13 protein-coding genes are annotated in these 12,807 nt (G+C 63.6%); 10 read left to right on the top strand and 3 right to left on the bottom strand.

The window, feature by feature from the left end:
- Window positions 1-73 precede the first annotated feature (73 nt).
- Window positions 74-1,423, top strand: a complete 1,350-nt coding sequence (locus tag QQK95_RS26660) for a sulfatase-like hydrolase/transferase (protein ID WP_284277385.1) — start codon at window positions 74-76, stop codon at window positions 1,421-1,423.
- A gap of 157 nt (window positions 1,424-1,580) precedes the next feature.
- Entirely contained in the window at window positions 1,581-2,210 is a 630-nt protein-coding gene (locus QQK95_RS26655) for a YceH family protein (protein ID WP_284277383.1), read from the top strand.
- Window positions 2,211-2,280: 70 nt separating this feature from the next.
- On the opposite strand, the gene QQK95_RS26650 is transcribed toward QQK95_RS26655, so the two are convergent.
- Window positions 2,281-2,706, bottom strand: coding sequence for an OsmC family protein (locus QQK95_RS26650; RefSeq protein WP_284277382.1), 426 nt, complete (start codon window positions 2,704-2,706; stop codon window positions 2,281-2,283).
- Between the two features lie 256 nt (window positions 2,707-2,962).
- Between QQK95_RS26650 and QQK95_RS26645 the strand changes: the two genes are divergently transcribed.
- From QQK95_RS26645 to QQK95_RS26635, 3 genes are all read left to right on the top strand, one after another.
- On the top strand, window positions 2,963-3,190 hold the full coding sequence (locus tag QQK95_RS26645) for a hypothetical protein (protein WP_284277381.1): 228 nt from the start codon (window positions 2,963-2,965) through the stop codon (window positions 3,188-3,190).
- Window positions 3,187-3,543 (top strand): YciI family protein, encoded by a 357-nt coding sequence (locus QQK95_RS26640; RefSeq protein WP_284277380.1) that lies wholly within the window; start codon window positions 3,187-3,189, stop codon window positions 3,541-3,543. Before QQK95_RS26645 ends, QQK95_RS26640 begins: the two co-directional genes overlap by 4 nt.
- 153 nt (window positions 3,544-3,696) lie before the next feature.
- Window positions 3,697-4,224, top strand: coding sequence for a hypothetical protein (locus tag QQK95_RS26635; protein WP_284277378.1), 528 nt, complete (start codon window positions 3,697-3,699; stop codon window positions 4,222-4,224).
- A 287-nt stretch (window positions 4,225-4,511) separates the two neighbouring features.
- Here QQK95_RS26635 and QQK95_RS26630 read toward each other — a convergent pair whose 3' ends face one another.
- Window positions 4,512-5,771: a ubiquinone biosynthesis hydroxylase gene (locus QQK95_RS26630; protein WP_284277377.1), complete on the bottom strand. Its 1,260-nt coding sequence runs from the start codon at window positions 5,769-5,771 to the stop codon at window positions 4,512-4,514.
- A 99-nt stretch (window positions 5,772-5,870) separates the two neighbouring features.
- Between QQK95_RS26630 and tesB the strand changes: the two genes are divergently transcribed.
- The 4 genes from tesB (at window position 5,871) to QQK95_RS26610 (ending at window position 9,395) form a co-directional block, all read left to right on the top strand.
- Window positions 5,871-6,731, top strand: a complete 861-nt coding sequence (tesB, locus tag QQK95_RS26625) for an acyl-CoA thioesterase II (RefSeq protein WP_284277376.1) — start codon at window positions 5,871-5,873, stop codon at window positions 6,729-6,731.
- Window positions 6,732-7,053: 322 nt separating this feature from the next.
- Window positions 7,054-7,392, top strand: coding sequence for a P-II family nitrogen regulator (locus QQK95_RS26620; RefSeq protein ID WP_013528889.1), 339 nt, complete (start codon window positions 7,054-7,056; stop codon window positions 7,390-7,392).
- A 31-nt stretch (window positions 7,393-7,423) separates the two neighbouring features.
- On the top strand, window positions 7,424-8,785 hold the full coding sequence (locus QQK95_RS26615; RefSeq protein ID WP_284277371.1) for an ammonium transporter: 1,362 nt from the start codon (window positions 7,424-7,426) through the stop codon (window positions 8,783-8,785).
- A gap of 334 nt (window positions 8,786-9,119) precedes the next feature.
- Entirely contained in the window at window positions 9,120-9,395 is a 276-nt protein-coding gene (locus QQK95_RS26610) for a hypothetical protein (protein WP_284277370.1), read from the top strand.
- A gap of 135 nt (window positions 9,396-9,530) precedes the next feature.
- Here the strand turns inward: QQK95_RS26610 and QQK95_RS26605 are convergent, their stop codons facing one another.
- Complete coding sequence (locus QQK95_RS26605) at window positions 9,531-9,902, bottom strand: hypothetical protein (protein ID WP_284277369.1); 372 nt, start codon at window positions 9,900-9,902, stop codon at window positions 9,531-9,533.
- Window positions 9,903-10,095: 193 nt separating this feature from the next.
- Between QQK95_RS26605 and QQK95_RS26600 the strand changes: the two genes are divergently transcribed.
- Window positions 10,096-12,756 carry a DNA translocase FtsK gene (locus tag QQK95_RS26600; protein ID WP_284277368.1) on the top strand — a complete coding sequence of 887 codons (2,661 nt, stop codon included), beginning with the start codon at window positions 10,096-10,098 and terminating at the stop codon, window positions 12,754-12,756.
- The last annotated feature ends 51 nt before the right edge of the window (window positions 12,757-12,807 follow it).

Here is a 12,807-nt window from a genome sequence, read left to right as displayed (position 1 = left end):
TTCAATGGCTTAACGGACAGTGTTCGCTATCCGTTCACGTCCAACTGTTCAAGTTGGGTTTGACTGGGGTGCGATGTTCATGCATGCCGGCGCCGGGATGCGGACGCCCGGCGTCGTCTTTGAGTATTTGTGGAATACCGGAAGCACGATGCTGGTTATTCTGGTCGTTCTTTTCGGTCTCGGCGCACTGAAGGCGCGCGGCACGCTGACGAGGGGATTGGATGTCGCCCTGATGGCGTTCTTCCTGGCGGCAAACCCGATGCTGACACGTCCGATCGCGGCAGCGATCCATCCCAACCCGCGGCATGATTTCCTGTCCAAGCGGTTCGTCGATATTGCCGCTTTGACAGAGCCGGAGATCGCGGCAGCATCCGTGGCCATCGCACCCAGGAACCTCGTTCATATTTTCATCGAGAGCGCCGAACGCTCCTACATGAACGAGGCGGAGTTCGGCGACGTCATGGATCCGCTGCTCGAATTCGACAGGCGCGGCGTTTCGGCGACCAACATGGTGCAGCTTGCCTACACCAACAATTCCATCTCAGGGATGGTCGCTGCGAACTGCGGAACGCCGCTGCTGATAACGTTCTTCACAACGCGCCAATATCTGGAGGAGAATTCGCTGTTCCTGCCTGGCCTGACCTGCCTGGGCGATGTTCTGAAGGCGCGGGGTTATCAGCAGCACTTTGTTACCGGTTGGCCACTCAGCTTCACCGGTCAGGGGACATTCTATTCCACCCATGGCTACTCATCGCTTTTCGGCGGGCCCGAAGTGGTGGCCGCCGTCGCCGGGCGCGGCAACAGCTTCGGCGCCGACGACGCCGAAGTCCTGGATTTGAGCTTCGACATTTTGCGGCGCGCTCAGCGCGATGGCAAACCGTTCTCCTTGACGATCGCCGTCAGCGGCGGGCATGCGATGGATGGCTACCTGACTGACAAGTGTATCGGCAAGACAGGACTTTCTCCGCAAGTTCCCAATATTCTCCATGCCGTGAAATGCACCAACATGCTGGTTGCCGACTTCATTCACAAAGCCGAGGCCGAAGGTCTGATGGCGAACACCGTTCTGGTGTTGCAAAGCGACCATCTCAGTGCACCAAGCGCGGTGACGGGCCGCCTGAACAAATATGAACGACGCAACTTCTTCTCCCTCTCGGGAGATGGCGTTCCGCCCAAAACACATACCGGATTTTCGGGCACGATTGACATATTTCCCACCATCCTCGACGCACTGGGCGTGCCGCCCCTCAATGGCCAGGCCGCCCTTGGCGTCTCACTGCTGGGGGATCGGCCGACGCTGGTCCAGGAACTTGGCCAGGACCAGTTCGATGATGCGGTCTATGCCGAGGATATCCTCGTCAGGTCATTCTGGCGGCCGAAACCTGAGCGGAAGGCCGAGGCGCCCGGGACCGATGCTCTCTAGCGCCGAAGCGCGCCGGTGCATGAGTCCGATGCCAGATCGCGCCTCGATGGGAGAAAAAGGACTGAAAAGTGTGACGCTTCGTAGCGCATTCGTCGATCGAAAATGGGGGGCGTTTCGCGAACGGTCATGGTATCGGAAGCTTTGGGCATAGAAATCCATGAGCGAAGACCTTCCCATCCTCTCTCCCATCGAAGCGCGCGTGCTCGGCTGCCTGATCGAGAAGAAGGAGCTGACGCCTGACGTTTATCCGCTGACGCTCAACGCAGCCCTTGCCGCCGCCAACCAGAAGACGGCGCGCGATCCGGTCATGGCGCTGGAGCAGACGGAGGTGCACCGGGCGCTGAAGCTGCTCGAGCAGAAGGGGCTGGTGCGGCAGATGTTCGGCTCGCGCGTCGAGCGCTACGAGCATCAGATGGCGCAGCGCTTTTCGCTGACCACGCCGCAGACCGCCTTGATCGGCCTGCTCCTGCTGCGCGGCCCGCAGACGGCGCATGAACTGCTTGCTCGAGCCGAGCGCATGGCGCGGTTCTCGTCGATCGAAGACCTGCGCGCTGAACTCGACATGCTGATCGGTCGCCGGCCGCCGCTGGTCCAGGAAATCCCGCGCGGGCCGGGCCAGCGCGAGGACCGCTACGTGCATCTTCTCGCCGGCCCGGTGGACGTTGCAGCCCTGTCGGCGCAACGCAGCGCGCCGGCCATGCCTCACTCCGACCTGGAAGCGAGGTTGGAGGCGCTGGAGCAGGAAGTCGCGGCCCTTCGCGCCAGGCTTGACGCGCTGGGCGGCTGAAGCCGCCTGGAGTTGCTCTCATGAAAACGCCGGCCCGAAAGCCGGCGTTCGTCGCTTCGGGTCCCTCTGCTCAGCCGAGCCTGGCGTCGAGCGACACCTTGATGGCGCCGAGCGCCTTGGAGACCGGGCATTCGGCCTTGGCCTTCTCGGCCAATTCCTTGAATTTCGCCGCATCGATGCCGGGCACCTTGCCGATCAGGGTGATCGCGCTGCCGGTGATGCCGGTGCCTGGAACCAGCGTCACCACGGCCTTGGCGTCGAGCTCGGCGGCGGGCGTGCCGTTCTCGGCCAGGAAGTGCGACAGCTGCATGGCGTAGCAGCCGGCATGCGCGGCCGCGATCAGCTCTTCCGGATTGGTGCCGGATTTGCCGCTTTCGTCCTCGAAGCGCGCCTTGAAGGAATAGGGCGTGCCCTTGAGCGTCCCGCTCTGGCTGTCGAGCGTGCCCTTGCCCTCTTTTAGATTGCCTTTCCAGACGGCGGTTGCGGTGCGGTCCATGAAGTCCTCCTTGGTTTGTCGTAAACTTGGGGTTGTCGTGAACTCGGCCCGGGTGAGCCCCCGGCGTCCGGTCAACTATAGCGCGGGTGGGCGCGAAGACCACTGCGCTGTTTGCACCACGGCACGATGACGGCCCATTTGCCACCGCAAAAAAGATCTGGGCTGCCGGAAGAAATATTCGCGCAAAAATGTCGGCTGCCATCCGGCCCGACCGTCCTGCGGGCGGCCATGGGATTGTGGCCTTATGGAGGTTCACATGGACAATCTGTTTTTCGCGCTGTGGAAGAGGCCAGGCCGCAAGGCTGGGCGACAGGAAGACTTCTGGCTGGATCCGCCGGCGCCCGTCTTCGGCCGGCTGCTGGCGGCGGTCGCCATCATCGGGGTCGCGGCATGCCTGCTCGACCATGCGGCGGCGGTCGAGGGCAAGGCTGACACGCTCGTCGTCGCATCCTATGGTTCGTCTCAGCAGGAGAGCTCGCAATGAAATATGTCTGCCTGGTCTATGGGGAGGAAAAAGACCTCCATGCCATGACGCCGGAGCGTCTGGCCAAGCTCGACGCCGATTCGATGGCCCACGATCGGTCATTGGATCAGGAGGGCAAGCTGATCATCGCGCAGGCGCTGCAATCGGTGAAGACGTCGAAGACGGTACGGCGGCGCCAGGGCAAGCGGCTGATCACTGACGGTCCGTTTGCCGAAACCAAGGAGCAATTGCTCGGTTTCGTCATGATCGAGGCTGATAGTCTCGACAAGGCGCTGGAGATCGCCGGTGAGATTCCGCTGGCCGAAATCGGCACCGTGGAGGTGCGCGCGATCTACAACGTGCCGGGGTCATAGGTGACGCCTGGCTGCAACGGCGCCGATTGGCCTGTTTGATCGCCCAAGCTTCACCAGCCGCAAATTGAATTTTCGGCGCCCAGGGCAACCCGTGCGTGTTGAAGGAGCGCGACAGTTCTCCTATCGTCGCGCGGATTGCTGGGGGATTTCGACATGCCTTTCCTGATTGCTGTCCTTGGCGTGCTGGGAGCGGCCGCGTTCTGGTGGTACCGGATGAAGGCGATGAACGACGCCGCGCGCGAGGTCGCCGATGTCGTCGGGCGCGTACAAGGCAACATCAGGCGCAAGAAGCTGCGCAAGCAGGCGGCCCTGTCGCCGCTGACGGCGATCGACGATCCGGTGGTGGCCGCCGCGACGCTGATCACCGCGATCGTTTCCGAGAACGGCCCCGTGCTGCCGCAGCGCGAGGCCGTCATCCGCGCGGTCATCTCCGAGATCGCCGACAAGAAGAAGACCGACGAGGCGGTGATCTACGCCAAATGGGCGGCGGCGCAGATCGACGACACCACCATCGTCATCGACAAGCTGGCGCCGTTCCTGCGCGAGCGTCTCGACGTCGCCGAGCGCAACGACCTGCTGCAGATGGTCAACCGTGCGGCCCAGGGCGGCGAGAAACGGCTGGAGATCGCCGATCAGCGCATTCTGCGGCTGCGGCAGAAGCTGGGTTTTGAAGTGAACTAGGGCAATTCCAGGAAAAGTGTGAGCGGTTTTCCCGGGAAAAGCGCGTAGCGCGCTTTCCCTTGGGAATTGCGTCAAAACAAAGAGTTAGAGCGGTTCGCCGTTTCCATGAAACGGTGAAACGTTCTAGGGCGCGCTGATATTCAGGTGAGGCCGGCCTGCAAACGACGGCTTCCTGCGCTTCCGGTGCTCACGTACGAAAAGTACGCTCCGCTCCGGTTCTCGGAAGCCATGGTTTTCGACTCGGCCTGACCTGAATCTCAACACGCCCTCGCGTGCCGGCGAGACCGTCAGATCGCCTCGCCTTTCAGCAACCGCGGCGTGCCTGCGGACAATCCCGATGCCTGGCGGATGAAAAACTCCTTCAGCCTGGGCATGCGTTCGACGAGGCCGAGGCCGATGTCGCGGACGGTGCGCAGCGGGGTGATGTCGTTGGAAAACAACCGGTTCAGCACATCCGTCGTGATGCCCATCTGCACCGTGTCGAAACGGCGCCATTGCTGGTAGCGTTCGAGCACGTCGAGCGCGCCGATATCCTGGCCGAGCCGGTCGGCCTCGACGATCACCTCGGCAAGCGCCGCCACATCCTTGAAGCCGAGATTGAGGCCCTGGCCGGCAATCGGATGGATGCCGTGCGCGGCGTCGCCGGCAAGGGCCACGCGCGGGGCGACGAAGGCACGCGCAATGGTCAGGCCAAGCGGCCAGGCACGCGGCTTGTCGGCGACGCGGATCTCGCCGAGCTTCAGGCCGAAACGCTGTTCGAGTTCGTGCTCGAACACCAGATCGTCGCCTTCCACCAGCGCCTTGGCATCCTCCGTACGTTCGACCCAGACGATCGACGAGCGGTTGGTGCCATCCCCGTCGGGTTTCAGCGGCAGCGTGGCGAAGGGGCCGGCCGGCAAGAAGTGTTCCTCGGCGCGGCCATTGTGCGGGCGTTCATGCGCCACGGTGCAGACGATGCCGGACTGGCCGTAGTCCCATTTCACCGTCTTGATGCCGGCCATGTCGCGCAGCTTCGAGTTGACGCCGTCGGCGGCGACCAGCAGCCGTGCCGTCAGCGCGGCTCCGTCGGCCAGATGAACCGTGATGCCGGCGCCATTGGTCTCGAAACCCTGCACCGCGACGCCTTCGATGATGTCGATGCCGAGCGTCTCGGCCCTGGCGCGCAAGGCACCGTTCATCGACTTGTTGGCGACCATATGGGCGAAAGGCTCGCCCGGCGCCACTTCGCCGCCAAAGGTCAGGAAGACCGGGCGCACCGGATCGGCGCTGCGCGAATCGGTGATGATCATCTCGGTGATCGCCTGCGCCTGTGGCGCGATCTCGGCCCAGACGCCGAGCTGGTCGAGCATGCGGCAGGCGGCCGCTGCGATGGCCGAGGCGCGGCCGTCGCGTTGCCAGGCGCCGGCGGGCGCGGCATCGACCAGCGCCACGGCCAGATGCGGTCGCGCCTGCTTCAGCGAGACGGCGGTGGCCAGGCCGACATAGCCGGCGCCGGCGACGAGGACATCGAGCCCGGATCTGGTCTTGGCGTCCGCCTTGCGTTCCATTGTCTTGGCTCCTTGCGCACCGGTCCGGGCCCGCGCCCTTGACGGCTCGTTCTTCCTGTCGGAAACCGCCATAGCAATTTTGCGGCGAGGTCACAAAACATGACGGCGGCGATCGACGAGCTTCTGGGCATTCTCGACCTCGAGAGGCTGGAACACAATCTGTATCGTGGTCGCAGCCCCCAGGTGGAGTGGCAGCGCGTGTTCGGCGGCCAGACCATCGCACAGGCGCTGGTGGCGGCGCAGCGGACGGTGGAGCCGGACCGCTTCGTGCATTCGCTGCACGGCTATTTCATGCGGCCGGGCGACATCAGGGTGCCGATCGTCTACGAGGTCGACCGCATCCGCGACGGCGGCTCCTTCACCACCCGACGCGTGCTGGCGATCCAGCACGGACAGGCGATCTTTTCGCTGGAGGCCTCGTTCCAGGTCGACGAGAAGGGGCTGGAACACCAGTTCGCGCTGCCCGACGACGTGCCGCCGCCGGAAGGGCTGCCGACACAGCGCCAGCTGCTCGAAAGGGCCGAACGTGTGCCGGAAGCGGTGCGTCGCTTCTGGGCGCGCGAGCGGCCGCTGGAACTCAGGCCGGTCAATCTCCAGCACTACGAAAGCCGCGACAAGCTGCCGCCCCGGCAAAATGTCTGGATCCGCCTTGCCGGCCCGGTTCCCGACGACCGCGCGCTGCAATCGGTGCTGCTGGCCTATCTCTCCGACATGACGCTGCTGGACACCTCGACCTTCGCGCATGGGCGCGGCCTGTTCGATCCCGACATCCAGGCGGCGAGCCTCGACCATTCGATGTGGTTCCACCGGCCGCATTCGCTTGATGGCTGGCTGCTCTATGCGCAGGACAGCCCGTCGAGTTCGGGATCGCGCGGCTTCAGCCGCGGCACGCTCTATGCGCGCGACGGCACGCTGATCGCCTCGATGGCCCAGGAAGGGTTGATCCGGCTCAAGCGTTGAGCATTGCGAGTCTTGTTTGAGCAGGATCACTGGACAAACGAAAACCGTTTGCCCGAGAAAACCCGGCCCGGCTTTTCGCGATCGTGCTCAAAGCCGGCAAATTAGGCAAAATCGAAAAATTGCATAATTTTTGAGCATGTGACGTGCCGCAGGCATTGGCACTCGCTGCCTCCAATCGCCCCATTCCCTTTATTTACAACAGGTTAACACGCTGCTTCGGCACTTGGCACGGAGCTTGAATCCTAGTGGGCACTCTCCGGCTCTTTGGGATCGGTGAAGTCGTGCAAACGCGGGGGACCGCAACAGCAAAGGGTGAAACCTTATGAAAATCGTGATGGCAATCATCAAGCCGTTCAAGCTGGACGAGGTGCGCGAAGCGCTTACCGCCGTCGGCATCCAGGGCCTGACCGTCACCGAAGTCAAAGGCTACGGGCGTCAGAAGGGACATACGGAAATCTATCGCGGAGCGGAATACGCGGTCAGTTTCCTGCCGAAGATCAAGATCGAGGTCGCTGTCAGTGCCGACATGGTCGACAAGGCCGTCGAAGCCATCACCGCCGCGGCCAAGACCGGCCAGATCGGCGACGGCAAGATCTTCGTTTTCGGCATCGATCAGGCGGTGCGCATCCGCACCGGCGAAACAGACACCGACGCGCTCTGAGCGGCGAACACGTATTCCAATGGAGAGTTCAATGAATATTTCTTCCACCTTGAAGACGACGGGACGGGCGGCCCTTCTGGGCTCGCTTGCTCTGGCAGCATTGGGCAGCGTCGCCGCCTTTGCGCAGGAAGCCGCTCCGGCCGCTGCCGCTGCCGCACCGGCTGCCGCTCCCACCCCGGTGCTCGACACCGGCAACACCGCCTGGATGCTGACCTCGACAGCCCTGGTGCTGATGATGACCATTCCGGGCCTGGCGCTGTTCTACGGCGGCATGGTGCGCAAGAAGAACGTGCTCGCCACCATCATGCAGAGCTTTGCCATCACCTGCCTGGTGACGGTGCTGTGGTTCATGTTCGGCTATTCGCTGGCCTTCACCACCAATGAATCCGCCAGCATGAACAACTACATCGGCGGCTTCTCGAGATTCTTCCATCACGGCATCACCGTTTCGACGCTGTGGCTGCCGGGGGTCGCGAACATTCCTGAATTCGTCTTCTCGATGTTCCAGATGACCTTTGCCATCATCACGCCCGCCCTCATCGCCGGTGCCTTCGCCGAGCGCATGAAGTTCTCGGCGCTGCTGATCTTCATGGCGCTGTGGCTGCTGGTCGTCTATGCGCCGATCGCGCATTGGGTCTGGGGCGGCGGCTTCCTTGGCGCGGCCGGCGTGCTCGACTTCGCCGGCGGCACGGTCGTCCACATCAACGCCGGTGTCGCGGGCCTGGTCTGCGCGCTGGTCCTTGGCAAGCGCGAAGGCTACGGCACCACCAACATGGCGCCGCATAACCTCGTCTATTCGGTGATCGGCGCCTCGCTGCTGTGGGTCGGCTGGTTCGGCTTCAACGCCGGTTCGGAACTGGCGGCCGACGGCCTTGCCGGTGCCGCCATGCTCAACACCCAGGTCGCCACCGCCGCGGCGGCTCTGGCCTGGATGTTCGCCGAATGGATCGTCGCCAAGAAGCCCTCGGTGCTCGGCATCATCTCGGGTGCGGTCGCCGGTCTCGTCGCGGTGACGCCGGCTTCCGGCTTCGTCAACCCGACCGGCGCCTTCATCGTCGGCATCGTCGCCGGCGTGGTCTGCTACATCTCGGCGGTCAAGGTGAAGCACATGTTCGGCTATGACGACTCGCTCGATGCCTTCGGCGTCCATGGCGTCGGCGGCGTGGTCGGTGCGTTGCTGACCGGCGTGCTCGCCGATCCGGCGATCAATGCGCTCGGCAAAGACGCTTCCATCGGCAAGCAGCTCTACGGCATCGTCTTCACCATCCTGTGGACGGCGATCGCCACCTTCGTGATCCTCTATATCGTCAAGGCGCTGGTCGGCCTGCGTCCGACGACCCAGGAAGAGGTCGAAGGCCTCGACATCTCCCAGCATGGCGAAGTTGTGCCGTAAGGCGAGCTTCGCCAAGGGGCCGGCGGATCCTCCTCCCGCCGGCCCCATGCTTCCCAGCGTAATCCGGGAAACCCGCAATTCGGCTTTCCCGGGAATTGCCCCAGAGATCCCGTCGTGACGCTCTCGAAAGAGGCTCACGCATTGAGGCCCGAAGCAATTCGGGCCTCTTTTTTTGGAAAATCGTACGCTTGGAAAAGATGAAGGAGGAATCGTTTTTCGAAATGATCACGTTCGCGTGATCCGCCAAAGGGAAGAAACATAGGGCTTTCCGGCTCCGTACTGGGGTAACGAGCGCCGTTCTGGCGCTCGCTACCAACAGGGAAGGAACCAACTGATGAACATCAAGAACATTTTCCTGGGAGCACTGGCTCTGTCGATGGTCAGCGGTGTTGCACTTGCTGGCGCGCTCGACGAGCCTGACAATATGGCGCCGTTCTTCACCGATTCCGGCATGAAGACCATGAAGCCCGAGGCAGGCTTCAAGGCAGCCTGGGCCTCGACGGCCAAGGACAAGCAGGACAAGATGATGAAGGAATGCCAGGACGCGGCGATGAGCAAACCTCACGCCGAATTCTGCGCCAACCTGATGATGTACGCCGGTCACAACTGATCGCGCGGGATCGGGCAGAGGCCCGATCCTTTTGTTGTCGAGCGAAACGATGGCGGGTCTACGTGCCCGCCATCGTTTCGTTTTTGCCAGTGCGCTTTGACGCAGGCGTTCCCGATGCCCGTCCGGTGGTGGGGCTTATCCGCCGATCCCATCGTCCATCATGGTGTTTGTCAGCGCTTCGTAGGCATTGCTGCACGTCTGCGAATGGGGGCAATTCCAGACAATCAACGCCGGCATCACCGTCAGCATGGCCGCGATCAGAATTTGCAGGCCAAGACCCAGCCCCCCAAATTCCTTGCCGAAGAGAGTTCGGCACAGAAAATACAGGCCCTGTATCAGGCAGGCGGAGGCGAGCAGGTGCAGGAGTGGGCCGGTCTCCCTGGCAAAGGGCGTCACGTAGCCATCGGGAAAGCCTGCCATTCCGAGCTCGACAAACCAGCGCGCAGCGAGCAGGAGACTAAGCCCTGCCCAGGCCAGAGCCGCCACGCGAAGAAAGATAGACCGCATGCCTCTGTCCACCCTGGTGGCCGCACGGCGACACTGCACGCCCTGTCCGCTTCCGCTGCAACCTGAAGTGACGGGTTTGATGATCTCAACCTCTTATAGTTAATGCGCCCTTAACCTTCCCACCGATAGTCTGGCCTCCGAATCTGCCGGAGTGCGTCATGCGCTCTGGCCAGGCAATCTGACGGGGAAGAGCATGCGTTCAGGGGCTTCAGCACCGCTCGCGATGACCGATACGGGGCACGGCATCCAGGCTTTCGCACGGCGCCAGGTCGGCCGGCTGGTCGGCGCGGGCCTGTTTGCGGCTGTAGCCTTCGGGATCGCCAGCCTCGCCACCTGGAACGTTGCCGATCCAAGCTTCTCACACGCCACCAACAACACCGTCACCAACGCCATGGGCTATGCCGGCGCGGTCTTCTCCGACCTCGCCATGCAGTTCTTCGGCCTTGCCGCGGTTGCGGCGCTGGTTCCGGCTGTCATCTGGGGCTATCTCTTGTTTTCGGCGCGCGGCGTCGACAGGCTGCCCAAGCGGGGGCTGTTCTGGTTCGGTTTCGCGTTGCTCGCCGCCGCGATCGCCGGCTGCGTCGTTCCGCCCAAGACCTGGCCGCTGCCCACAGGCCTCGGCGGCGTGTTCGGCGACATGGTGCTCAAGATTCCCGGCGTCCTCATCGGCGGCTATCCGACCGGGCTGATCGCCAGCGTGCTCGCCGTGCTGCTGGCCGGGCCGACGCTCTGGCTGTTCGCCTATGGCTCGGCGCTGATCGGGCGCAAGAACGGCTTCGCCGTGATGGAAGAGCCGGCCGCGCATCCGCGCGAGGACGATCTTCTGTTCGATAATGAAGAGGATGAGGGCGACGAAGGCATATTGGCGCTCGGCGCCATCACCCATTGGTGGCTGTCGCTGCGCGCGTGGATGCATCGCCGCGCGGTGCGCCGCAGGCAGGAACGCGACGAATACAAGCCGGAGATGGAGCCCCGCGCCAGCGCCTGGCGGCGCGCGGCCGAGCGCGTCGAATCGGCCGAATTCGCCGAGCAACGGATGAGCCCGGATGGCCGCGCCCGCGTCGAGCCGGAATTCTTCGCCGCCATGGTCAATGACCGCAGCGTATCCGTCGATCCGGACGATGACGATATCTTCGACCGCGACGACGAGGACATGGATTTCGACGAGGCGCCCGTCGCCCAGCGCCGCGCATCGCCAACGGCCAAGGTGCAGCAGTTCCGCTCCGACGCCGCCACCCGCGTCGAGGCGCCGGCGCCGCGGCCTGCGCCTGGCGCGCGCGTCCAGCGCGAGGCGCAGACCTCGCTGATCGGCTCGGACAAGTTCGAGATGCCGTCGCTGCATTTCCTGTCCGAACCGAAGAACGTCGCGCGCGACCCAAGTCTGTCCAAGGATGCGCTGGAACAGAATGCGCGCCTGCTGGAAGGCGTGCTGGAGGATTTCGGCGTCAAGGGCGAGATCATCGCCGTGCGCCCAGGCCCCGTCGTCACCCTCTATGAGCTGGAGCCGGCCCCCGGCATCAAATCGTCGCGGGTCATCGGCCTTTCCGACGACATCGCCCGCTCGATGAGCGCGATCGCCTGCCGGGTCGCCGTGGTGCCGGGCCGCAACGCCATCGGCATCGAATTGCCGAACGCCAAGCGCGAGACGGTGTATCTGCGCGAGATCATGGCCAGCCGCGATTTCGAGACGACGAAGGCAAAGCTGGCGCTGGCGCTGGGCAAGACGATCAATGGCGAGGCCGTCATCGTCGACATCGCCAAGATGCCGCACGTCCTGGTCGCCGGCACCACCGGCTCAGGCAAGTCGGTCGCCATCAACACCATGATCCTGTCGCTGCTCTACCGGCTGACGCCGCAGGAATGCCGGCTGATCATGATCGATCCGAAGATGCTGGAACTCTCCGTCTATGACGGCATCCCGCATCTGCTCACGCCCGTCGTCACCGATCCGAAGAAGGCGGTGGTGGCGCTGAAATGGACCGTGCGCGAGATGGAGGACCGTTACCGCAAGATGTCCAAGGTCGGCGTTCGCAACATCGACGGGTTCAACGCCCGCGTCCAGCTGGCCGAGAAGAAGGGCGAGAAAATCTCGCGCACCGTGCAGACCGGCTTCGACCGCCAGACCGGCGAGGCGATCTACGAGACGGAGGACCTCGATCTCGAGCCGATGCCTTATATCGTCGTCATCATCGACGAAATGGCCGACCTGATGATGGTCGCCGGCAAGGACATCGAGGGGGCGGTGCAGCGCCTGGCGCAGATGGCGCGCGCCGCCGGCATCCATGTCATCATGGCGACGCAGCGTCCGTCGGTCGACGTCATCACCGGCACCATCAAGGCCAACTTCCCGACCCGCATCTCCTTCCAGGTCACCTCCAAGATCGACAGCCGCACCATTCTGGGCGAGCAGGGCGCCGAGCAGCTGCTCGGCATGGGCGACATGCTCTACATGGCCGGCGGCGGCCGCATCCAGCGCGTGCACGGCCCCTTCGTCTCCGACGACGAGGTCGAAAAGATCGTCGGGCACCTGAAGCTGCAGGGCGTTCCCGAATATCTCGACGCCATTACCGAGGATGACGACGAGGACGAGAACGAACCGTCCGGCAAGGGCGGTGGCGCCAGTGGCGGTGGCGGCGGCAATTTCGAGGATTCCGACGATCCCTACGACCAGGCGGTGGCGGTGGTGCTGCGCGACGGCAAGGCGTCGACCAGCTACATCCAGCGCCGGCTCGGCATCGGCTACAACCGTGCCGCCTCGATCATCGAGAAGATGGAAAAGGAAGGCATTGTCGGCCCGGCCAACCATGCGGGAAAACGCGAAATCCTGGTGCCGACGGAGGACGACAAATTCTGATGGCGGGGCGTTGACGGCAACCTTGAACCTTCTGGCGCGTTCAGCAACCAA

The organism is Mesorhizobium huakuii (assembly GCF_030160235.1).
GTDB classification, from domain to species: Bacteria; Pseudomonadota; Alphaproteobacteria; order Rhizobiales; family Rhizobiaceae; genus Mesorhizobium; species Mesorhizobium huakuii.
The sequence above is the reverse complement of the archived record's forward strand: the minus strand, read 5'-3'. Positions and strand labels throughout refer to the sequence as shown.